Source organism: Rhodococcus sp. ACPA4, assembly GCF_002300185.1.
GTDB classification, from domain to species: Bacteria; Actinomycetota; Actinomycetes; order Mycobacteriales; family Mycobacteriaceae; genus Rhodococcus_F; species Rhodococcus_F globerula.
This window is the reverse complement of the sequence record NZ_NSDY01000001.1, coordinates 2,401,872-2,422,846: the sequence shown is the minus strand read 5'-3', so window position 1 is coordinate 2,422,846 and position 20,975 is coordinate 2,401,872. Positions and strand designations below refer to the sequence as shown.

The 20,975-nt window shown below is 62.4% G+C and carries 23 protein-coding genes; 16 read left to right on the top strand and 7 right to left on the bottom strand.

Annotated features, from left to right (window positions below; genetic code table 11):
• Nucleotides 1-7: 7 nt before the first annotated feature.
• From CJ178_RS10950 to tuf, 8 genes are all read left to right on the top strand, one after another.
• On the top strand, nt 8-805 hold the full coding sequence (locus CJ178_RS10950) for an enoyl-CoA hydratase family protein (protein ID WP_045070925.1): 798 nt from the start codon (nt 8-10) through the stop codon (nt 803-805).
• Between the two features lie 16 nt (nt 806-821).
• Nucleotides 822-1,433, top strand: coding sequence for a TetR/AcrR family transcriptional regulator (locus CJ178_RS10945; protein ID WP_033236422.1), 612 nt, complete (start codon nt 822-824; stop codon nt 1,431-1,433).
• 36 nt (nt 1,434-1,469) lie between these two features.
• Nucleotides 1,470-2,027: a DUF3558 domain-containing protein gene (locus CJ178_RS10940; protein ID WP_095886688.1), complete on the top strand. Its 558-nt coding sequence runs from the start codon at nt 1,470-1,472 to the stop codon at nt 2,025-2,027.
• Nucleotides 2,024-2,545: a DUF3558 domain-containing protein gene (locus CJ178_RS10935; protein WP_095886687.1), complete on the top strand. Its 522-nt coding sequence runs from the start codon at nt 2,024-2,026 to the stop codon at nt 2,543-2,545. The genes CJ178_RS10940 and CJ178_RS10935 overlap by 4 nt, the downstream gene beginning before the upstream one ends.
• A gap of 364 nt (nt 2,546-2,909) precedes the next feature.
• The gene (gene rpsL, locus CJ178_RS10930) at nt 2,910-3,284 is read left to right on the top strand and encodes a 30S ribosomal protein S12 (RefSeq protein WP_003941908.1); all 375 of its coding nucleotides are present in this window, start codon (nt 2,910-2,912) and stop codon (nt 3,282-3,284) included.
• Nucleotides 3,284-3,754: a 30S ribosomal protein S7 gene (gene rpsG, locus CJ178_RS10925; RefSeq protein ID WP_003941856.1), complete on the top strand. Its 471-nt coding sequence runs from the start codon at nt 3,284-3,286 to the stop codon at nt 3,752-3,754. The genes rpsL and rpsG overlap by 1 nt, the downstream gene beginning before the upstream one ends.
• A gap of 204 nt (nt 3,755-3,958) precedes the next feature.
• Nucleotides 3,959-6,061, top strand: a complete 2,103-nt coding sequence (fusA, locus tag CJ178_RS10920) for an elongation factor G (RefSeq protein WP_033236420.1) — start codon at nt 3,959-3,961, stop codon at nt 6,059-6,061.
• A 132-nt stretch (nt 6,062-6,193) separates the two neighbouring features.
• Nucleotides 6,194-7,384 carry an elongation factor Tu gene (tuf, locus tag CJ178_RS10915; RefSeq protein ID WP_033236419.1) on the top strand — a complete coding sequence of 397 codons (1,191 nt, stop codon included), beginning with the start codon at nt 6,194-6,196 and terminating at the stop codon, nt 7,382-7,384.
• A 132-nt stretch (nt 7,385-7,516) separates the two neighbouring features.
• Here tuf and CJ178_RS10910 read toward each other — a convergent pair whose 3' ends face one another.
• The 5 genes from CJ178_RS10910 to CJ178_RS10890 are packed head-to-tail and all read right to left on the bottom strand — an operon-like array spanning nt 7,517 to nt 10,033.
• The gene (locus CJ178_RS10910) at nt 7,517-8,080 is read right to left on the bottom strand and encodes a hypothetical protein (RefSeq protein WP_045070916.1); all 564 of its coding nucleotides are present in this window, start codon (nt 8,078-8,080) and stop codon (nt 7,517-7,519) included.
• On the bottom strand, nt 8,077-9,075 hold the full coding sequence (locus CJ178_RS10905) for a DUF6286 domain-containing Asp23/Gls24 family envelope stress response protein (protein WP_045070914.1): 999 nt from the start codon (nt 9,073-9,075) through the stop codon (nt 8,077-8,079). The genes CJ178_RS10910 and CJ178_RS10905 overlap by 4 nt, the downstream gene beginning before the upstream one ends.
• Nucleotides 9,062-9,241: a hypothetical protein gene (locus tag CJ178_RS10900; protein WP_033236416.1), complete on the bottom strand. Its 180-nt coding sequence runs from the start codon at nt 9,239-9,241 to the stop codon at nt 9,062-9,064. The genes CJ178_RS10905 and CJ178_RS10900 overlap by 14 nt, the downstream gene beginning before the upstream one ends.
• A 1-nt stretch (nt 9,242) precedes the next feature.
• Nucleotides 9,243-9,572: an Asp23/Gls24 family envelope stress response protein gene (locus tag CJ178_RS10895; protein ID WP_239654810.1), complete on the bottom strand. Its 330-nt coding sequence runs from the start codon at nt 9,570-9,572 to the stop codon at nt 9,243-9,245.
• A complete protein-coding gene (locus CJ178_RS10890; RefSeq protein ID WP_045070913.1) occupies nt 9,569-10,033 on the bottom strand; it encodes an Asp23/Gls24 family envelope stress response protein in 465 nt (154 codons plus the stop codon). The genes CJ178_RS10895 and CJ178_RS10890 overlap by 4 nt, the downstream gene beginning before the upstream one ends.
• 199 nt (nt 10,034-10,232) lie before the next feature.
• Here CJ178_RS10890 and CJ178_RS10885 point away from each other — a divergent pair, with 199 nt between their 5' ends.
• Nucleotides 10,233-11,399, top strand: coding sequence for an NAD(P)/FAD-dependent oxidoreductase (locus CJ178_RS10885; RefSeq protein WP_095887935.1), 1,167 nt, complete (start codon nt 10,233-10,235; stop codon nt 11,397-11,399).
• A gap of 80 nt (nt 11,400-11,479) precedes the next feature.
• The gene (locus CJ178_RS10880; protein WP_095886686.1) at nt 11,480-12,247 is read left to right on the top strand and encodes a glutamate racemase; all 768 of its coding nucleotides are present in this window, start codon (nt 11,480-11,482) and stop codon (nt 12,245-12,247) included.
• 35 nt (nt 12,248-12,282) lie between these two features.
• Here the strand turns inward: CJ178_RS10880 and CJ178_RS10875 are convergent, their stop codons facing one another.
• Nucleotides 12,283-12,648 carry an SPW repeat domain-containing protein gene (locus CJ178_RS10875; protein ID WP_033236413.1) on the bottom strand — a complete coding sequence of 122 codons (366 nt, stop codon included), beginning with the start codon at nt 12,646-12,648 and terminating at the stop codon, nt 12,283-12,285.
• A gap of 319 nt (nt 12,649-12,967) precedes the next feature.
• Here CJ178_RS10875 and CJ178_RS10870 point away from each other — a divergent pair, with 319 nt between their 5' ends.
• Nucleotides 12,968-13,714, top strand: coding sequence for a DNA alkylation repair protein (locus CJ178_RS10870; protein WP_033236412.1), 747 nt, complete (start codon nt 12,968-12,970; stop codon nt 13,712-13,714).
• An 83-nt stretch (nt 13,715-13,797) separates the two neighbouring features.
• Entirely contained in the window at nt 13,798-15,042 is a 1,245-nt protein-coding gene (locus CJ178_RS10865) for a glycosyltransferase family 87 protein (RefSeq protein ID WP_095886685.1), read from the top strand.
• Here the strand turns inward: CJ178_RS10865 and CJ178_RS10860 are convergent.
• The gene (locus CJ178_RS10860; RefSeq protein WP_095887934.1) at nt 15,026-16,081 is read right to left on the bottom strand and encodes a ferredoxin--NADP reductase; all 1,056 of its coding nucleotides are present in this window, start codon (nt 16,079-16,081) and stop codon (nt 15,026-15,028) included. The genes CJ178_RS10865 and CJ178_RS10860 overlap by 17 nt on opposite strands.
• A 362-nt stretch (nt 16,082-16,443) precedes the next feature.
• Between CJ178_RS10860 and mdo the strand changes: the two genes are divergently transcribed.
• The 4 genes from mdo to CJ178_RS10835 all read left to right on the top strand — a co-directional run bounded on the left by mdo (nt 16,444) and on the right by CJ178_RS10835 (nt 20,766).
• Nucleotides 16,444-17,718, top strand: coding sequence for an NDMA-dependent methanol dehydrogenase (gene mdo / locus CJ178_RS10850; protein WP_033236488.1), 1,275 nt, complete (start codon nt 16,444-16,446; stop codon nt 17,716-17,718).
• Between the two features lie 86 nt (nt 17,719-17,804).
• Nucleotides 17,805-18,887, top strand: coding sequence for a MadB family AAA-type ATPase (locus CJ178_RS10845; RefSeq protein ID WP_095886683.1), 1,083 nt, complete (start codon nt 17,805-17,807; stop codon nt 18,885-18,887).
• Entirely contained in the window at nt 18,884-20,401 is a 1,518-nt protein-coding gene (gene madC, locus CJ178_RS10840) for a MadC family VWA domain-containing protein (protein WP_095886682.1), read from the top strand. The genes CJ178_RS10845 and madC overlap by 4 nt, the downstream gene beginning before the upstream one ends.
• Before the next feature lie 41 nt (nt 20,402-20,442).
• On the top strand, nt 20,443-20,766 hold the full coding sequence (locus CJ178_RS10835) for a hypothetical protein (RefSeq protein WP_095886681.1): 324 nt from the start codon (nt 20,443-20,445) through the stop codon (nt 20,764-20,766).
• Nucleotides 20,767-20,975 lie beyond the last annotated feature (209 nt).

Here is a 20,975-nt window from a genome sequence, read left to right as displayed (position 1 = left end):
GCGAAGCATGACGGACGAGGACAAGCCATACGTACGGTACGAAGTATCCGGTGGTGCGGCCACGATCACTCTCGACTCACCACACAACCGCAACGCGATTTCGACGCGGTTGGTCACGGAGTTGCAGGCTGGACTGACGTCGGCGGCCGCTGATCCGGCAGTTCGAGCAGTGGTGCTCACCCACACCGGTGGAACATTCTGTGCGGGAGCCGATCTCAGTGAAGCATCCGGGTCGTCCGTATCTCCGGAGGAGGCAGTCAAAGAGCGTGGGCGGGGGATGCTGACGCTCTTGCGCAGCATTCTCGAGCTGCCCAAGCCCGTGATCGGGCGCATCGACGGTCACGTCCGGGCCGGGGGTATGGGTCTTGTCGGGGCGTGCGACATCGTCGTCGCCGGACCGGCGAGCACCTTCGCGGTGACGGAATCACGATTGGGGTTGGCCGCGTCCATCATCTCGCTCACTGTTCTGCCGAGGCTCGATCAGCGATCTGCGAGCCGGTACCTGCTCACCGGAGAGAAGTTCGGACCGAACGAGGCCCACGCTATCGGGCTGGTGACGGAAGCGTCGCAGGGAACCGCCGAGTCGATCACTGAACTCTTGGTCACATTGCGTCAGTGCTCGCCACAGGGGCTGGCCGAATCGAAATGGCTCACGACCAGGCAGGTCCTGGCCGGATTCGACCGAGACGGCGAGGAGATGATCGCGCAGTCGGCGCGGCTGTTTTCCTCTGACGAGGCTCGTGAGGGCATGATGTCTTTCTTGCAGAAGCGTCCAGCAGCCTGGGCACAACAGAACGCACAGTAGAAGGGATGGCGGCGCGATGACTCGAGAACCCAAGCAGGACCGAAGTCGAGTCACGCGCTCCCACCTGCTCGAAGTGACGGTGGAGTGTCTCGCCGAACTCGGATGGGGTGCAACGACGATGAGTGTCGTCGCGCAGCGGGCCGGGGTATCCCGTGGTGCCATGCAGCACCACTTCCCGACGCGTGAGGACCTGATCACCGCGGCACTCGAGGTGATGTTCGACGCCCGAATGGATCAGGCACGCAAAGAGTCCACCGACCTTCCCGCGGGTGCCGGTCGAACCGAGGCGATCATCTCCCGATTGGTCGAGTACTACACCGGCACTCTGTTCAAGGCAGCACTTCAGGTGTGGACAGCGGCAGCTTCCGACCCGGACTTGCGAGCGCGAGTGTTGCCACTCGAGGAACGGTTCGGGCGCATCGCGCACCGCATGGCCGTCGAGAGTCTTGGCGCCGACGACGCAGATCCGACGACGCACCGTCTGGTGCAGGCGACGCTCGACCTTGCCCGAGGGCTGGGGTTGGCAGATGTCTTGACCGACGACTCGCGTCGACGGTCCGAGGTGGTCAGAACGTGGGCGGCGCAACTCGACTCGACTCTCGTGCGTGTGTCAGCGCCGGTGTCGTGATCGCGCAGCTCTGATCCCGGAAGTACAGTCACCTGCATGCCGCGCCGCAGAGCCCTGTCCTTCAGTACCCCGTTGGTGGTCGCTGCTGCGGTGCTGGTGTCGGTTACCGGCTGTGGGGCCGACGACGGCACAGCGGAACAGTCCACAGGTTCAGCGCCCACCGCCCAGTCAGCAACCGATCCCGGTCCGATGTTCGCAGAATGCGGATCGGTGACGGATGAGGAGGTGGTCGCGGCTTTCGGGCTCGCGTTCACCGATGTCACCAGAAACGGTGTCGGCTGTGAATGGACGGTTGCCGGTTCGTTGGGACCAAGCGTCGCGTTCTCCTGGTACCGCGGCAGCCCGATCGGCCGCGAGCGCGCCGGTTCCGACCTTCTCGGTCGACCTGCCGCCGACATCACGATCGAGGGCCACTCCGGTTTCATCGCGTCGCGAGAAGGCGTTCTGTGCGAGTTGGGTATTTCGTTCGGGGGCGATTTTGTCCATTGGTCGGTGAACTACGGCTCCGCGAACTCCGGGCTTGTCGCCCCGCCTGCCGATCCGTGTGTTGTCGGGAAGAGCCTGATGGAACTCACTGTCTCGAGGGCACAGTGAGTCGCGCACGGGCGGCGGCGCTTGGCGCGTCGTTGATCCTGCTGACGGGGTGCGGTTCGACAGTGACGGGAACGCCGCTGGCCGAGGGCGGCTATCAGGGCAGTGGCAGCGAGAAGTTCGCCAACATCCTGCAGGAATGTGAAGCGGTGTCCGACCCGCAGATCGCGGCGGCAATCGGCGCCGACGTCGCCCGTGGTTTCTACGGGGCAATCTGTCGGTGGGACGGGGTTGGCGGCGCAGGTCCGGTCCATGTCACGTTCAACTGGTTCGAGACCGGCACCACCGATCACGAGGTCGCCGCATTCGAGCATCTCGGATATGTGGTCGAGAAGATCACCGTCAAGGGCAGTGACGCCTACCTCGTGCGGCAACCGGCGGATCCACAAAGCTGTGGCATCACCGCCGGCGCTCCGGCCGGGGGAGTGTTCGGTTGGTGGGTGCGCCAGCCGGCCGGCGGCATGGATGCGTGCGCGGGAGTCACTAAACTTGGAGAACTGACGCTCAACGTCAGTATTTGAACCTGCTGTCGAACCTGGTCGTTGCTGTGAGTTCCGTATCACTTCAGGCTCATTTTGACCACATAGCACGCTGGCAGGTATCGTTATGGGTCGTGTCCGGCATGCCCGGGCCGATCTGTGTGCCTAGCTAGGTATTGCCGTGCGCACGTTCGAGCAGTTACTGCTTCAGAACGAGCATCCGGCTGCCTGTGTGGGGGTATGCGACACGCCCGACCTCGGGTGCAGAGCGAGGCGCATTTGCGCAGCGCAGCAGTATCAGAGGTGGGTGAGGAGCAGCAGCTATCTTGCTCCAACTGCTAGATCCCTAATTTCAGAACAGCCAAGGTTGCTTCGAGCAGTCTGTTCCGACGTAGAAAGCCGGTAAATGCCAACCATCAACCAGCTGGTCCGCAAGGGTCGCCGCGACAAGACCGCCAAGGTCAAGACGGCAGCCCTCAAGGGCAGCCCGCAGCGTCGTGGCGTGTGCACTCGCGTGTACACCACCACCCCCAAGAAGCCGAACTCCGCTCTCCGTAAGGTCGCTCGCGTTCGCCTGACGACTTCGGTCGAGGTCACTGCGTACATCCCCGGTGAAGGCCACAACCTTCAGGAGCACTCCATGGTGCTCGTCCGTGGCGGTCGTGTGAAGGACCTCCCGGGTGTCCGTTACAAGATCATCCGCGGCTCCCTCGACACCCAGGGTGTCAAGGGTCGCAAGCAGGCACGCAGCCGCTACGGCGCCAAGAAGGAGAAGAGCTAATGCCACGTAAGGGCCCCGCTCCGAAGCGCCCGCTCATCAACGACCCGGTTTACGGTTCCCCGTTGGTGACGCAGCTCGTCAACAAGATCCTGCTGGACGGCAAGAAGTCCACCGCAGAGCGAATCGTGTACCAGGCTCTCGAGCAGGCACGCGAGAAGACCGGCACCGATCCGGTCGTCACGCTCAAGCGCGCCCTGGACAACGTCAAGCCTGCACTCGAGGTTCGTAGCCGCCGCGTTGGTGGCGCTACCTACCAGGTGCCGGTCGAGGTTCGTCCCGGTCGTTCCACCACGCTGGCACTGCGCTGGCTGGTCACCTTCTCGCGTGCACGTCGTGAGAAGACCATGGTCGAGCGTCTCGCCAACGAGCTCCTCGATGCCAGCAATGGCCTCGGTGCAGCTGTGAAGCGTCGCGAAGACACTCACAAGATGGCCGAAGCCAACAAGGCATTCGCCCACTACCGCTGGTGATGTAAGCGTCGGAGCAACTGCCATCGGGTGGGTGCTCCGACGCTGTCGCCGTTGGCGACCTGATCACATCGGCCGGTTAATTCCGGACAGAGGTGGTCGGGTTGCCGCGGCAGAGACATAATTGAAAGACCATGGCCTTGACGGTGGAACACACCGGATACGGCCGACACCCGAAAAACCAAGCAACGAGCGGGGAAGAAACCTGTGGCACAGGAAGTGCTGACTGACCTGAACAAGGTCCGCAACATCGGCATCATGGCGCACATCGATGCCGGCAAAACCACCACCACCGAGCGCATCCTGTTCTACACCGGTGTCAATTACAAGATCGGTGAGACGCACGACGGTGCGTCGACGACGGACTGGATGGAGCAGGAGAAGGAACGCGGCATCACGATCACGTCTGCCGCCGTGACTTGCTTCTGGAACAACAACCAGATCAACATCATCGATACCCCCGGCCACGTCGACTTCACGGTCGAGGTGGAGCGGTCGCTGCGCGTGCTCGACGGCGCAGTTGCTGTGTTCGACGGTAAAGAGGGTGTCGAGCCGCAGTCCGAGCAGGTGTGGCGTCAGGCTGCCAAGTACGACGTTCCGCGTATCTGCTTCGTCAACAAGATGGACAAGATGGGCGCGGATTTCTACTTCACCGTGCAGACCATCATCGACCGTCTCGGCGCGAAGCCGCTCGTTCTCCAGCTGCCCATCGGCGCTGAGGACGACTTCGACGGCGTCGTCGACCTGGTCGAGATGCGTGCCATCACGTGGCGCGGCGTAGTTCCGACCGGTGCACTGCCGACCATCGAAGAGATCCCCGCGGATCTCGTCGAGAAGGCTGCAGAGTACCGCGAGAAGCTGCTCGAAACCGTTGCCGAGTCCGACGAAGCTCTCATGGAGAAGTACTTCGGCGGCGAAGAGCTCACGGTCGAGGAAATCAAGGGCGCCATCCGCAAGATGACGGTCGCTTCCGAGCTGTACCCGGTTATCTGTGGCTCCGCGTTCAAGAACAAGGGCGTTCAGCCCATGCTCGACGCAGTCATCGACTACCTGCCCAACCCGCTGGATATCGGCGAGGTTGTCGGCCACAAGCTCAATGACGAAGAAGTAGAGATCACTCGCAAGCCGAGCAAGGAAGAGCCGTTCTCGGCTCTCGCCTTCAAGATCGCTGCTCACCCGTTCTTCGGCAAGCTGACCTTCGTCCGCGTGTACTCGGGTCGTATCGATCCGGGCGCACAGGTGCTCAACGCAACCAAGGGCAAGAAGGAGCGCATCGGAAAGCTCTTCCAGATGCACGCCAACAAGGAGAACCCGGTAGAAGAGGCCGTAGCCGGCCACATCTACGCGATGATCGGCCTCAAGGACACCACCACCGGTGACACCTTGTGCGATCAGGCGAACCCCATCGTCCTCGAGTCGATGTCGTTCCCCGCACCGGTCATCCAGGTCTCCATCGAGCCCAAGACCAAGTCCGACCAGGAAAAGCTGGGCGTCGCGATCCAGAAGCTCGCCGAAGAGGATCCGACCTTCTCGGTCGAACTCGACGACGAGACCGGTCAGACCGTCATCGGCGGCATGGGCGAGCTCCACCTCGACATCCTCGTCGACCGCATGCGTCGCGAGTTCAAGGTCGAGGCCAACGTCGGCAAGCCGCAGGTTGCGTACCGCGAGACCATCACCAAGACGGTCGAGAAGCACGACTACACCCACAAGAAGCAGACGGGTGGCTCGGGCCAGTTCGCAAAGGTCATCATCGCTCTGGAGCCTTTCGTGGGCGAAGACGGTGCTACCTACGCATTCGAGAACAAGGTCTCCGGCGGACGTATCCCGCGCGAGTACATCCCCTCCGTGGATGCAGGCGCACAGGACGCGATGCAGTACGGTGTTCTCGCCGGCTACCCGCTCGTGAACCTGAAGCTGTCGCTGCTCGATGGTGCTTACCACGACGTCGACTCCTCGGAAATGGCGTTCAAGGTTGCCGGTTCGCAGGCGCTGAAGGAAGCCGCCCGCAAGGCCGGCCCCGTCATTCTCGAACCCCTTATGGCTGTCGAGGTCACAACGCCCGAGGAGTACATGGGCGACGTGATCGGCGATATCAACTCCCGCCGTGGCCAGATTCAGGCCATGGAGGAACGCAGTGGTGCCCGTGTCGTGAAGGCGCTGGTTCCGCTCTCGGAGATGTTCGGTTACATCGGTGACCTGCGGTCCAGGACCCAGGGCCGGGCGAACTTCTCCATGGTGTTCGATTCCTACGCAGAGGTTCCCGCGAACGTCTCGAAGGAAATCATCGCCAAGGCGACGGGCGAGTAAGTAGTAAGTACTGCGAGCTCCCCAGCCCGCGCCGGTAAGTAACCTCGGTTGCTTTCGGCACGAAGCACGACCAAGTAATAACCAACCGCACTGCTGCATACGGCAAGCAATTATCAGTCCAGGAGGACAAAAGTGGCGAAGGCGAAGTTCGAGCGGACGAAGCCGCACGTGAACATCGGCACCATCGGTCACGTCGACCACGGCAAGACCACGACGACGGCGGCCATCACCAAGGTGCTTGCGGATGCTTTCCCCGACCTGAACGAGGCTTCGGCCTTCGATCAGATCGACAAGGCTCCCGAGGAAAAGGCTCGTGGCATCACGATCAACATCTCGCATGTTGAGTACCAGACGGACAAGCGCCACTACGCGCACGTCGATGCACCGGGTCACGCCGACTACATCAAGAACATGATCACCGGCGCGGCTCAGATGGACGGCGCTATCCTCGTCGTTGCAGCCACCGATGGCCCGATGCCCCAGACGCGCGAGCATGTCCTGCTCGCTCGCCAGGTTGGCGTTCCGTACATCCTCGTCGCCCTGAACAAGGCCGACATGGTTGACGACGAAGAGATCCTCGAGCTCGTCGAGATGGAGGTCCGCGAACTGCTGGCCGCTCAGGAATTCGACGAGGACGCCCCGGTCATCCCGATCTCGGCACTCAAGGCACTTGAGGGCGACGAGAAGTGGACCCAGTCCATCCTCGACCTCATGGCTGCAGTCGACGAGTCCATCCCGACTCCGGTTCGTGAGACCGAGAAGCCCTTCCTCATGCCTGTCGAGGATGTCTTCACGATCACCGGCCGTGGCACCGTTGTCACCGGTCGTATCGAGCGTGGCGTTGTCAACGTGAACGAGGAGGTGGAGATCGTCGGCATCAAGGAGACCTCCACCAAGACCACCGTCACGGGCATCGAAATGTTCCGCAAGCTGCTCGACTCGGGCCAGGCCGGCGACAACGTCGGACTGCTCGTTCGTGGCATCAAGCGCGAAGATGTCGAGCGTGGACAGGTTGTCGTCAAGCCGGGCACCACGACTCCCCACACGGAGTTCGAGGGCCAGGCATACATCCTGTCGAAGGACGAGGGCGGCCGCCACACCCCGTTCTTCAACAACTACCGCCCGCAGTTCTACTTCCGTACCACGGACGTTACGGGCGTCGTGACGCTGCCTGAGGGCACCGAGATGGTCATGCCCGGTGACAACACCGAGATGTCCGTCAAGCTCATCCAGCCTGTCGCCATGGACGAGGGCCTGCGCTTCGCAATTCGCGAAGGCGGCCGTACGGTCGGCGCCGGCAAGGTTTCCAAGATCATCAAGTGAGACTCTTGTCTTGCTAGTTGATTCATAGCTCCGCACAGAAAGGCGCTCATTCCCTTCGGGGAGTGAGCGCCTTTCTTGTTGTTGTACTTGATTTCCGATGGTGCGGTTCCGGTCGGGAAACCCGAGCCAGACCTACTGCGCGGCGTCCACTCGATCTAGGTGCAGTAGTACCTGCACCGCAACATCAGAACCGTCGAGGTTGCGGCGCGTTGTCGACGCGATGTCCTCGGCGCGGGTGGTGAAGTCGACGACGTTGATTCCGGGATCGGCGTTGACCACTACGGAGAGTGTCGGGAGCCCACGGTCTACGGTGGCTCGTCCCTTAGCGGCACGGACACCGGGCAAATGTGCGAGTTCAGCTGCAACACCATCGGCGATCGGACCGAGATCAACACTGATTTCGGTGCCGGACTGTGCATGTCGGAGTGTTATTGCTCGGGCGCGGCGCAGCCGAAGATTGAGGAATAGCAAGCCGAATCCGGCAACAACGCAGAAGACAAAAGTTCCGGTAAGAACCCAGTGCCACCACGGTTGCTCGGGAATTCCGAGGAGCGTCGGTCGATCCAGCCGTGACACCCACGTCCGGATCAGACGGACGCCGGCATCCCAGGCGATGACGTACGCACCGGCGACGACGAGAGCAATGCCGATGATCAGCACAACGATTCGATCGAGCGCGGCTATGTAGCGGTTCACGATTCGACCTTCTGCTTTGCTGCGATTTCTCGGGCGAGAACGGTCAGACGGACGGGGCGCTGTAGGACGTCGAGGTGCGGTTGAACTGCTGTTTCGACGGCCGTGATCAGTGCGTCGCGATCCCCGCCGACGGTATCGATATGGACCTTGGCGTGTTTGCGGTCGACGGTGGTGTGGGCGCGTTCGACGCCGGGCACCGTTGCGGCTTGTCCGCTGCACATGCGGGCAATGTCGGTCGGGCGCATCCAGACGGTACCGGCATTCGGGTTCCCTAGTGGCACATGGGTTTTAGCACGTCGCTTCATCGCCGTCATGATCAGGACGACCCCGGCGACGACTGCTGCGATTGCCGTCGGTAGTAGCCACGTCTGCCAGTGCAATCGTGATGCCCATTCAACGGAGTTCGCGATCCACGGCGCAGATTCGAAGGTGCCGCGATTGATGAACCATTCACGCGAGACCACAAAAGCAAGCGCGAGTAGTCCGAACGCGATCACTACTGCCGATACCGCTGCGGCGGGTGCAGCGGCAGGCGTTCGAGGGGGAGTCCACTGCGAAACCGGTTGCTCGGCAGTGTCTTCGGGAATGCTGATGCCCGGTACGGCCCCGTCATCGGGGACCGTGGTTGCCGCGATCAGAACGTTCATTTCGTGCAGCGGGTAGCCGGTGAGGGATTCGACACTCGTGGCGACCTCGTTGTGCACGCGACCTGTCAGTTCGACAACAGAGCACGGCCAGTTGACCGCAAGAAAGAGATTGACGGATACGGCGTCGGACCCCATCGCGATGTCTGCCCGCGGCAGTTCCCGTCCGGTCAACTTGCTGAGTCCGCCGGTTTGCCGGACAACTCCGGGGACCGTGATCGCGGCGGCTGTGGCGATTTTCGACATCGCGCGGTCCTTGATGACCAGTACGCCGCGAAGGCCGGGGTCAACGGGGTCCGGTGTTGATGTGCCCGCCGTGGGGGTGGGTGTGGTGGACTCAGCCACGGCCACGGCTTCGGAGGATGGCGCCGAGGTCGAGGTGACCGTCGCGATGCGCGCCGATCGCCATACCGGCTGCTCCGAGTAGGACGGCAAAAAGGAATCCGCTGAACCCGCCCAGAATTCCGGCGAGGGCGAGGAGCAGACCGACCAGCAGGCCGACTGTCGTGCTGTTCACATCAGTTCCTTTCTTCGATGAGGGGTGCGAGCTGATCGTCAGGGTGGCTGACGTCGCCGACGGTGACGGTGATCGGTACGTCGACGACCTGCCCGACCGCGTCGCGGACGTGTTGAGCGACAGTCACGACGTTTGCCGGGTAAGCGACGGATATGTGTACGTTGCAACCGTTTTCGTCGATGACCACGCCGGTGACGCGCTTGCCCGGGAGGTAGGTTCCGACTTCGCCGAACTCGCCGCCGTGCAGTGCGGCGACACCGTGAACCGCCAGCGCGGCGTCGGCGACGGTTTCGGCTGCCAAACCGAGATCGATCCGTTCGGGACCGCTCACTGAACTCTCGGCTTCGCTTCCGCTTCGGTGCCCGGGTTCTCGGATTCGCCGAAGAGCATGACGTCGAAGACGGTGATGTTGACTTCGGTGACTTCGAGGCCGGTCATTCTTTCGACGGCCGCGATGACGTTGCGCCTGATTCCGAGCGCCAATTCGTGGAGGGCGACGCCGTATTCGGCGACGATTCCGATGTCGATCGCGGCCTGCTTCTCGCCGACCTCGACGGCCACGCCCTGCGCGTGATTGACGCGTGCACCAGGGATGCGGTCGCGGAGTGCGCCGACGGCGCGTGCGGTACCGCCGCCGACGTCGTACACGCCGTTGATCTCGCGGGTGGCTATGCCGGCGATCTTGGCGACCACGGCGTCCGCAATGATCGTTTTGCCCTGCGTGCTGTGGAGCGCGGCGCCGCCGTCCGCGCCGAACTGGACGCTGCTGCTTCCACTGGAATCGCTGGTCATGCGGTGCTCCCTGCTCGAGTTTCAGTGTGTGCGTCTCACCTGTCATTAACTCTAGTGACAACCGCTGCTTCCCAGCGGGTGCACCACACCTACGTCCGAATTTGGTATGACAGAGTCTGACGTGAATACGTGACGGCTCTCATAGTGGGCGCCGATAGTGACGCAAGATCAGACGGGTGGGTGTGTGGTGGCACGGATAGTGATCGTGGGCGCAGGTTTGTCGGGGCTACGAGCCGCGGAGGAGCTGCGGCGCGCCGGTTTCGAGGGCGAGATAGTCCTAGCGGGCGGTGAGGCGCATCTGCCGTACGACCGTCCGCCGCTGTCGAAGGAAGTCATCCGCGGAGACAAGGACGAGACGACTCTGCGTCCGGCGGAGTTCTTCACCGAGAACGCGATCGACCTGAAGCTCGGTTCACCAGCACTCTCGGTGGATACCGCATCCAAGACCGTCGCGTTTGCCGACGGTTCGGAGCTGACGTACGACGATCTGATCATCGCCACGGGACTGACCCCAAGGCGCATCGGCGGTCTGCCTGAGCTTTCAGGCGTGCACGTCCTGCGTTCCATCGAGGAAGCACTCGCTCTGCGCGCGGACCTTGCGCCGGGCAAGCGAGCGCTGATCGTCGGTGCCGGCTTCATCGGCTGTGAATTGGCGTCGAGCATGAAGTCGCACGGAGTTGACGTCGTTCTGCTCGAACCGCAACCGACACCGCTTGCATCGGTACTCGGCACGACGGTCGGTGCTCTGGTGGAGCGACTGCACCGAGACGCGGGCATCGACGTCCGGGTTGGCGTCGGGCTCGAGACTCTGTCCGGCGACGGCGTCGTCGACACCGCTGTTCTCGGTGACGGTTCCGAAATTGCCGTCGACGTGGTCGCCATCGGCGTCGGATCATTGCCGGTGACGGATTGGCTTGCAGATTCCGGGATCGAACTCGGCAACGGAGTGCTGTGCGACGCGGTGGGCCGGACAAGTGTCGAGAACGTGTGGGCGATCGGTGACGTGGCCGCATGGACGATCGGGGAAGCGCGCAAGCGCGTCGAACACTGGAGCAACGCCGGGGATCAGGCAAAGATTCTTGCCGGGGCGTTGACCGGTACCGGTGACGCGAATGCGCCCGCGCAGGTTCCGTATTTCTGGAGCGATCAATACGACGTGAAGATTCAGGCGCTGGGAACGGTGTCGTCCACTGATCAGGTGCATATCGTCAAGGACGACGGCCGCAAGTTTGTCGCCTACTACGAGCGTGACGGAGTGTTGGCAGCAGTAGTTGGCTGTGGCAGTCCTGCGGCTGTGATGAAGATGCGCGCGAAGATCGCTGCGGGTACTCCGATCGCCGAAGTGCTGGAAGCCGCAGCAGTGTGAGTTGCCCCAGCAGTGTGAGTTGATGGACAGGCGGGCGAGCTGATGCGGCTCGGTCGGGTTCGGGACGCTAGATTTGTTCGGTGATCGTTGCGCTCATCGACTCGGGTCTAGGTTTGCTCCCGACTTCCGCTTGGCTTCGCCGCCTGCGTCCCGAATTGGATCTGGTGTTGTCCCTGGATCCTGACGGCGCACCATGGGGGCCGAAGCCTGCGCCGTGGGTGATCGACCGGGTGCTCGGTGCTGCGGCGCGAAGTCTCGACCGGGGCGCGGAGGTCATCGTGCTGCCATGCAATACGGCGAGTGTGACGGCGCTCGAGCATGTCCGCGAGCTGGTCGGGCCTGGTATTCCCGTAATCGGGACGGTACCGGCAATCAAACCAGCGGCTGCCGTGTGTGAGTCGGTGGCGATCTGGGCTACGGCGGCAACCACGGCCAGCCGCTATCAAGCAGATCTGATCGCGGAATTCGCGGATGGAACCGAGGTAGTCGGCGTCGCGTGCCACGGCCTCGCCGACGCCATCGACCGAGGCGACCGAGCGGGCGCCTTGGCCGCGATCAGCGACGCCGCGGCCCGGACACCAGACGGTGTGCAAGGTGTTGTTCTAGGCTGCACCCATTACCCGTTGTTGCGGGACGAGATTGTTGCCGCGCTGCCCGAAGGAGTCTTGCTCTTCGACAGCGCCGAGGCCGTCGCAAGGCAGACACTGCGCCGTATCGACGCAGCTGAGATTGACACTTCAGTTGGTTCCGGGACGGTCGAGGTGTTCGTGAGCGGACGCCCAGGCAGCCTTCCGTCCAGCGCCGAAGCATTCGACGCCGGACGGTTGTTGGGAGCAATCAGGGCCTGAGCCCGTCAGTGCGCGGCCACTCCGTGGTCACTGCTCTAATGGGCGGCCACTCCGTGGTCGCCGTGATGCATTCTGGCGGCCATCATCGGCATCGCACTCACTGCCACCACTACGGTGAGGACTCCGACAACCCAGGCTGTCCAGGCTGCGCCTTCGAGGGCGTGGAAGTTCATGACCCAGGGGGAGATGAACATCAGAACGCCGAAGACACCCATCGCGTAGTCGGCGACGGCCATGTCCGGTCGTGCCATGTGAGCCAGGCCGGCGAGTGCAACGAGCACACCCAGGACGATCAGTGACCACATAGCCCGGTCGTTGGTGGTCAACCAGATCGGCGACAGTGCGGCAAAGACACCGAGAACCACGGCTACGGCATCCTGCATTCGATTCCACGACTTCATGGCGAAACCTCCTCGAGCGAAAAGATTCTTTCACTCTCGAGTAGACGCCTTCCTGAGGTCGAGTTCAACTCTCCGACAATTGCATTCGGGTTGCAGTTACCCGCAGGCATGGCCGGTTTGTATCAAGATTTGTGATCAGAGGTGCGGGCCGCGACCAGGCCGCGCGGGGCGGTGGCTGCGATGTGGCCGGAGAGCGCCATCAGCGTGAGTGTGGTGAAGGCCAGTGCGGTTGTGAGCATGGTTTCAGTGTTGCCGACCAGGCTGTGCCTATCTGGGGCGTTCGATGTGAGGACGCTGTGAGTTGTGAGATCGTGTCGGCATGGGTGATCTGAGTGCTCGTGTGGTGTGCGAGGCGTTGGCCGACCTGTCCGATCCGAAGGATGCTGTTCACCTTCAGCGGTTCTTCAAGACCGGGCCGGGGGAGTACGGCGAAGGCGACGTCTTCATCGGCGTTCGGGTGCCCAAGACACGGACTGTGGTCAAGCGGTTCGGCGGTCTCGAGTTGAGCGAAGTGCGTGTGCTGCTCGACAGCGAAGTTCACGAGTATCGTCTCGCCGGCCTGTTGATTCTGGTGGCGCAGTTCGAAAAGGCAAGCAGGCAGAGGTCTTTCGACGCCGAAGCTCGACGCACGATCGCCGAGTTCTACCTCGACGCGGTGGAGCGTGGGCGGGTGAACAACTGGGACCTGGTCGATTCGTCGGCCGGTCAGATTCTCGGCGGATGGTTGTTCGATCGGAACCGAAGCTTGGTGTTCGAGCTCTCGGATTCGGGCGACCTGTGGCGTCGGCGAGTGGCGCTGTTGACCACGTACGGCTTCATCACGCGGGGCGACGCGTCGACAACTCTCGAGCTCGCGGCGTCCGTCCTCGACGATCGTCGTGATCTGACGCAGAAAGCGATGGGCTGGATGCTGCGTGAGGTGGGCAAACGCGTCGACCGGGGTTTGTTGACCGGGTTCCTGGAGTTGCATGCGCACGACATGGGTCGTACCGCATTGAGCTATGCGTGTGAGCACCTCAGTGCGGAGGAGCGGACGCATTTTCGGTCGCTCCGTGCGCCGGTGTGAGACTTTGCCGTAACGGTCTGTGACACGATCGAGAGGTGCAGGCCTCCTCAGCTCGACTAGTTACAGCGACAACGATCGCGTCGATGCTCGCGGCAGCATGCGTGGTGCTGGCATATCTGGTGTACGTCGTGCGAGCCGTCGAACCTGTCGATTTCCTCGTCTATCGCTACGCTGTCGAGAAGTTTGCGAGTGGCGGTGACATCTATTCCGGGAACTTGTTCGGTCCGATGATCGAGTCCGAGGGAATGCCGTTCACCTACACGCCGTTTGCAGTGTTGTTGTTGTGGCCGACAGCGTTTTTCGACTGGTGGACTGCGTACCTTCTGTGGTCGCTTCTGTGCATTCTGCTGGTGGCGTGGATGGTTGTGCGCTTCACTCCGAGGTGGGTTCGCTTGCGGCCGTTGGTGATGGCGGCACTTCTGATCGGGGTGTCGGTAACACCGACGGTCAGCGCGCACATCTCGTTCGGTCAGGTAAATCTACTGTTGATGGCACTGGTGCTGTTCGACATCACCCGAGATGACAATTCGATTCTCGGCCGGTACTTCCCGCGTGGACTGTTGATCGGCGTTGCGACCGCGATCAAGCTGACTCCGGGGTTGTTCATCGTCTACTTCGTGGTGACACGGCAATGGCGACTGGCGATCTGGAGTTCGGTGGGTGCGGCAGCTGCCACTGTTGCTGCCGCACTGGTCGATCCGGCGCTGAGCAGAACCTTCTGGACCGAAGTCGTGTGGAGTTTGAGTGGCCGCGTGGATCTTACGGGCGAGGCGATTGCCAGTTCGGGTAACGGCTCGCTGCAGGGCACTCTGGCTGCGCTGGGTTCTTGGACGGATGCGGTGGTGATGCCGTTGATCGTGCTGGTCGGCGCAGTGGCACTGTGGATCGCGAGGCGGATATACCTCGACGGCCGTAGCGTCGACGCGGCACTGGTGATCGGGTTGAGCGCGCCGATTCTGTCGCCGATCAGCTGGATTCATCACTGGGTGTACCTGATCCCGGCGGCGGTCACGATCCTGTTCCGGCTGCGTTCGCGTCGTGGTGTCGCGGGTTTTGTTGCAGCTCTGGTGGTGGTCTATTGCGGACCGAGTATGGGGCAGCAGTTGATGGACGCGTCGGTGCTGCTCGTGCCGGTCGGTGCGATCTTGCGGGAGGGTTTCATCTTGGTCAGCGCCGCGGCAATTGTTGCTTTGTGGCAGATGCGGCCACGCCCGGACACTGTGTTCGGGGAGAATTCGGTGTTCGGGGAAAACGGTTCGGCCCCCGAATCCGAAGGGACTCAGGGGCCGAACAGTATCGAAGAATCCGGTGTCAGAACTCGATCTTGAGGCTGTCGGAGACAGGCTTTGCCTGGCATCCGAGAATATACCCGTTTGCGATGTCCTCGGCGTCGAGGATCTCGGAGTTGTCCATCTGCACTTCGCCTTCGGTGACGGTGCAGGCGCAGGAGCCGCATTCACCTTCCTGGCAGGAGTACGGCACGTCGAGGCCCTTGGCGAGCATGATGTCGACGAGGGTCTGCTTGCGGGGCCAGACGAGGGTATGGGTTTCGCCGTCCAGTTCGACCTCGACTGTGGCGGCGTCGGCTGCTTCCTCGTCGGTGACCTCGGCGAGCTCCACGTCCTTGAACGGGTCGCCGGCGAGTGAATTGAAGACCTCGGCGTGGACCTGTGTGCGGGGCATGCCGGCTTCGGCGAGTGCGTTGTGCACGGCGTCCATGAAGGGGCCGGGGCCACACATGAAGGCTTCGTAGGCGACAAACGGCTTGGCCAGCGTTGCCAGCTGCGATACGACCGGGAGTCCCTGGACCGATTCGATCCAGTGGATGACGGTCAGGCGACCGGCGTACTTCGTTGCGAGTTCGCGAAGCTCTGCACCGAAGATGACGGACTTCTCGTCACGGTTGGCGTACACGAGGACAACGTTGCCGCTGCCCTGGGTGAGAGCGGACTTGAGGATCGAGATCACCGGAGTGATGCCGCTGCCCGCGCCGAAGAGCAGGAAATCGTGATCGAGCGACTTGGGGGTGAACACACCGGACGGCGGCAGCACTTCGATGGTGTCGCCGACCTGAACCTTGTCGCACAGCCAATTGGAACCATAGCCGTCGATGGTTCGCTTGACGGTCACCTTGGGGGCGTCGTCGGTGAACGGTGAACTGGCCAGGGAGTAGCACCGCGCAACGGAACCGGTTTGGTCGCTGGGGATGCGCAGAGTGAGGAACTGCCCGGGCTTGTAGTCGAACTTGCCCTTCAGGTCCTCGGGGATCTCGAATACCAGCGACCGGGCGTCCGAAGTCTCTTCCACGACTCCGGACACGGTGAGTACCGCCGATCGCGAGCTGTGCGGTACCTCGACTGTCGTCATCGCGAAGCAAGTCCTCTCGTGAAGCTGGGTAATGCGCAGGTCAGTGAAATGCTGCAGGTAGAACATGTTCTAGTTCAATGCTAGCAGTGATGAAAAGCTACTGGGGATCCTAGTCGCGCGGCAAAACGTTCCCGATCAGCGGGAATCAGACCGATCGTGATGGGGGCGCCTGGCGGGCCGGGGCGGTCACAACCTGCCCGAATGGGCGGTTCGGGGGCGGCGTCCGGGCGGTAATCGCAGCGAACTGTGGGTTCGGGCTGTCGGCCGGTCCACAGTGGAGTGCAGATGAGATGCCGATCACAAACAAGCGGCTTTCACTCACTCCCACCGTCACAGTCACGCATTCGCGAGGAGCAAAGAAGATGGCAATCGAGCTCAATCAGATCTGGGACTTCCCGATCAAGGAATTTCATCCGTTCCCCCGCGCACTCATGGGTGTGGGTGCTCACGACATCATCGGCGTCGAAGCCAAGAACCTCGGGTTCAAGCGCACCTTGTTGATGACGACGGGTCTGCGCGGCTCGGGAATCATCGAAGAACTGATCGGCAAGATCGAGTACCAGGGCGTCGAGGTGGTTCTCTACGACAAGGTGGAGTCCAACCCCAAGGACTACAACGTCATGGAGGCCGCGGCGCTCTACCAGAAGGAGAAGTGCGACTCGATCATCTCGATCGGTGGTGGATCGAGCCACGACGCCGCCAAGGGTGCCCGCGTCGTGATCGCGCACGACGGTCGCAACATCAACGAGTTCGAGGGATTTGCCAAGTCCACGAACAAGGAGAACCCTCCGCACATCGCTGTATCCACCACAGCCGGTACGGGTTCCGAGACGTCATGGGCGTACGTCATCACCGACACGTCTGACATGAACAACCCGCACAAGTGGGTGGGCTTCGACGAGGCGACCATCGTGACCCTCGCGGTCGACGACCCGCTGCTCTACTACACCTGCCCTCAGCACTTCACCGCGTACTGCGGCTTCGACGTACTGGCCCACGGCAGTGAGCCTTTCGTGTCTCGCCTGGATTTTGCGCCGTCGCTCGGCAACGCGATCTACTCGGTCGAGTTGGTCGCGAAGAACCTGCGCGAGGCTGTCTTCGAGCCGCGGAACCTCAAGGCCCGCGAGGGAATGATGAACGCGCAGTACATTGCCGGCCAGGCCTTCAACTCCGGCGGACTCGGAATCGTCCACTCGATCTCCCACGCGGTGAGCGCTTTCTTCGACAGCCACCACGGTCTGAACAACGCCATCGCGCTGCCTCGGGTGTGGGAGTACAACCTGCCCTCGCGCTACGAGCGTTACGCCCAGTTGGCCGGCGCTCTCGGTGTCGACACCCGCAACCTCACGACGGTGCAGGCCGCCGACGCTGCCGTCGAGGCAGCGATCCGTCTGGCCAAGGATGTCGGTATCCCTGACAACTTCGGTCAGGTGCGCACCGATTCGTACGCGAAGAACCAGATGAACACCAAGAAGTACGAAGGTCGTGGTGATGTCATCAAGGGTGACGAGAAGACTGTGCGCGCCATCTCCGAGCACATTCAGGACGACTGGTGCACCCCGGGCAACCCCCGCGAGGTCACCGTGGAGTCGATGATCCCGGTTGTCGATCACGCGATCAACAAGTCCTACTTCTAACGGGCCTTCGGCCCCGTGCGCCTTTCTGGTAGCCCGCGCTACCGGAAAGGCGCACGAGGGGCTTGCCCCCCATTGAAAGGTGTTCCATGTCCAATCGCACTTTCTCCACCGGCGTCGAAGTGAAAGATGCGCTGCGCGAGCAGGACTACATCGCGGACGACGAGTTTGCGGTGGTAGTTCACCTTGCGACGGCGTTGGGGCGTCCACTCCTGCTCGAAGGACCGGCCGGGGTCGGCAAGACGGAACTCGCGAAATCGCTGGCCGCGATCGGTGGACGAAAGCTCGTGCGATTGCAGTGCTACGAGGGTTTGGATGACAATCGGGCGCTCTACGAATGGGACTACGCAAAGCAACTCCTGCACGTGCAGATGCTCCGTGACCGGATCAGCGATCAGGTGGCCGAGTTCGACAGCGTCGCTGACGCGTCGAAGTTTCTGGCAGATCAGGATTTCGGTTTGTATTCCGAGAATTTTCTGTCGGTCCGGCCATTGCTCGAGGCGATATTGTCACCGGAACCGGTCGTGCTTCTGGTCGATGAAGTGGACCGCACCGAGGAGTCAATGGAGGCGCTTCTCCTGGAAATTCTGGCCGAGCAGCAGATCACGATTCCCGAGGTCGGTACATTCGTGGCCCGGTCGCAGCCCTGGGTCATCTTGACGTCCAACGATACTCGTGAACTCTCGCCGGCGCTCAAGCGTCGGTGCCTGCACTACCATCTCGGCTACCCGACGTCCGAGCGCGAGCGTGAAATCGTCACCGCCCGTGCGCCGGAGGTTGATCAAGCCACCGCCTCCGAAGTAGTCGAACTGGCTCGAATCCTGCGTGACCTTCCGCTGCGCAAGAGCCCGTCGATCTCCGAGGTGATCGATGCGGCAAGGGCGGCAACGGTTCTCGCAGCCAGCGGCCTGGGGGCGTCGTCGGACGCCACGGTGCGCGACATCTTGCTGGCAGCGCTACTCAAGTACTCGTCGGATGTGACGCTCGCGAAGGAACGATTCGACGGGACAGCGCTGGAGTCGCCGTCGCGCAATGGCGGGGAGTCAGTCGAACGTGCCACTGTCGCAAGCAAGCCCGCGAACACGACGACAGCGGTGTTCCGGGGGACCGGCGGGCGGGATTCGCATCAACAAGGGGTCCGCGGTGGCAGCGGACTCCGCTCGTCGCGATGACAATACTCAGCGCTGCCGAAAAGCCGTCGTTTGTCCTCGACGTGGTGTCGGCGAGCTTCGGCCGATTGCTGAGGGCGGCCGGAGTATCGGCGTCGCCCGCTGAGGTCATCGAGGTCCGGCGGGTGTTGGCGATGGTCGGGGCATCGGATCGTGATGTCTTGCGTGCCTGCCTGCGGTCGGTGTGCGCCAAGTACTCTCATGAGCAACCGGGCTTCGATCGGGCATTCGACGCGTTGTTCCGTCCGATTCGAGACGGCAAGACGGCAGATCGCATTGCGTCCAGAGCGGAAGTGGCCGACGGTCTGCCGACCGCACTCGGTATCGACGAGGATCAGGAAGTCGGCCGCTACGCGGAGTACAACGAGCGTGCCGCCGAGGTGGGTGACTACTTCGATACTCCGGAGGCGGAGAAGGGATTCAACCCGCACAAGGACGACGACGATGTGTCGATGACGTCAAGTGATGCTGAACTGTCGGTGGATACCGGTTCCGAAACGGGGCGACGGGGGGTCAGCTACACCGTGGACGTGGACAGAGCGTCGTCGGCCGTAGTCGGTGATCTCAGTACGAGTGTTGCTGCCGCTGTGGTGGGTTCGTTGTCTTGGGACGATCCGACGTCCATTCTCGCGTGGCTCGACACGTACGATCCCAGCAAGGCCTATGCGGACGTCTCCGATGACGGACCGCTGACGCAGGCGCAGCTGAACCGCCTGGTCGAAGCTGTCGAAGCGTTTGTCCAGGCGCTCTCCGCCGCGGCTCTCGCGGAGTCCGCTCCCGATGCCCCTGACAGTGAGGCGGCCGCAGGCCCCTCACATAACGACGTCGAACTTGCGTGCCACGAAGTGTTGCGCCGGATGCGAGGCCCCTCGAGACCGCGACCGCGCGAACGCTCCCGTGGGCGTTTGGACATGCGGCGGACGGTACGGTCGAGTTTGCGGACTGACGGCATTCCCTTCCATCTGGTGGTGAAAGCTCCTCGCCCCGATCGGGTTCGGTTGTTGCTGATCGCCGACGTCTCGCTGTCGGTCCGGCCCGTCACCGCATTCACCTTGAGGCTGGCCCAGGCGATGCACCGGCGCGCCGACCGCTGTGAGGTGCTGGCCTTTGTCGATCGACCCGTCGACGTCACGGACACCCTGCTCGCCAGCAGTGGTGACGGCGCTCTGGCAGCGGTCCTGGCGCATCCAGGTCTGGACCTGGAAGCCAGCAGTGATTACGGGCGAGTGCTCACCGAATTGCTGGACGAGCACGGCAACGCCTTGAACTCACGAACGTCCGTCATCATCGTCGGTGACGGGCGGTGCAACGGATTACCTCCGCAGGTGGAGAAGCTCGAGGAACTACGACGCAAGGTTCATCGATTGGCCTGGATCACGCCGGAACCACAGCGATATTGGAACCAGGCGTCGTGTGCGATGCCGGAGTACTCGAAGATCTGTGACGAGGTGGTGGTGGCTCGCGATGCCGCGCAGATGATGGCCAAAGCGGCGGAACTGGGTCACGCACTTCGCTGAGGTGTGAAAAGCAATCCGAGAGTAGTGATGTACTGATATCCATGACGGTGACGAAGGCCGAGAAGTCGGCGCTGCGCTGGAAACCGATACTGCTGCTGACGGTAGTCGGTGCGGTCTGCGGCCTTGTTGCTCTGGGAGTCTTCCAGTGGTGGTGGCAATCGTTGGCATCGCCGCACATCCTCACTGGCGGCGCATACTTCGATCCCGAGCCTGGTTTCACCGGAGCCAGCTTTATGGACCTGTTCCCCGCAGAGCCTGCGCCGTGGTTGTATTCCGGATTGGTCCTCGGACCGACCGTGGTCGGCTTGCTCGCCGGCATCGTGTTCGTGCTGTTCGGCGGGCGGGATCGTCGTCGTCAGGAGTAAGGGCCTCCGTGGACGCGCGGCCGAGGCATAAAGACAGTACCTACCCGATCGGGTAGGTATTCACCTCTCCTTGGGCGGGTGTGTGTCCGTCGATGCCCGCGTAGTCTCGGAACCGGCGCTTGTTAAGTGGATCACAGACTCGGCGCCGGGCGAGAGGAGAGTGGGAGCCGTGTCGGTGGATGTTCCGGATGCCGTTGACGCAGGTGAAC

Coding starts and splice junctions, on each gene's coding strand:
- CJ178_RS10950 (WP_045070925.1), top strand. CDS start 8: ATGACGGACGAGGACAAGCCATACGTACGGTACGAAGTATCCGGTGGT.
- CJ178_RS10945 (WP_033236422.1), top strand. CDS start 822: ATGACTCGAGAACCCAAGCAGGACCGAAGTCGAGTCACGCGCTCCCAC.
- CJ178_RS10940 (WP_095886688.1), top strand. CDS start 1,470: ATGCCGCGCCGCAGAGCCCTGTCCTTCAGTACCCCGTTGGTGGTCGCT.
- rpsL (WP_003941908.1), top strand. CDS start 2,910: ATGCCAACCATCAACCAGCTGGTCCGCAAGGGTCGCCGCGACAAGACC.
- rpsG (WP_003941856.1), top strand. CDS start 3,284: ATGCCACGTAAGGGCCCCGCTCCGAAGCGCCCGCTCATCAACGACCCG.
- CJ178_RS10890 (WP_045070913.1), bottom strand. CDS start 10,033: ATGACCAGCGATTCCAGTGGAAGCAGCAGCGTCCAGTTCGGCGCGGAC.
- CJ178_RS10875 (WP_033236413.1), bottom strand. CDS start 12,648: ATGAAGTCGTGGAATCGAATGCAGGATGCCGTAGCCGTGGTTCTCGGT.
- CJ178_RS10870 (WP_033236412.1), top strand. CDS start 12,968: ATGGGTGATCTGAGTGCTCGTGTGGTGTGCGAGGCGTTGGCCGACCTG.
- CJ178_RS10865 (WP_095886685.1), top strand. CDS start 13,798: ATGCTCGCGGCAGCATGCGTGGTGCTGGCATATCTGGTGTACGTCGTG.
- CJ178_RS10860 (WP_095887934.1), bottom strand. CDS start 16,081: ATGACGACAGTCGAGGTACCGCACAGCTCGCGATCGGCGGTACTCACC.
- mdo (WP_033236488.1), top strand. CDS start 16,444: ATGGCAATCGAGCTCAATCAGATCTGGGACTTCCCGATCAAGGAATTT.
- CJ178_RS10845 (WP_095886683.1), top strand. CDS start 17,805: ATGTCCAATCGCACTTTCTCCACCGGCGTCGAAGTGAAAGATGCGCTG.
- madC (WP_095886682.1), top strand. CDS start 18,884: ATGACAATACTCAGCGCTGCCGAAAAGCCGTCGTTTGTCCTCGACGTG.
- CJ178_RS10835 (WP_095886681.1), top strand. CDS start 20,443: ATGACGGTGACGAAGGCCGAGAAGTCGGCGCTGCGCTGGAAACCGATA.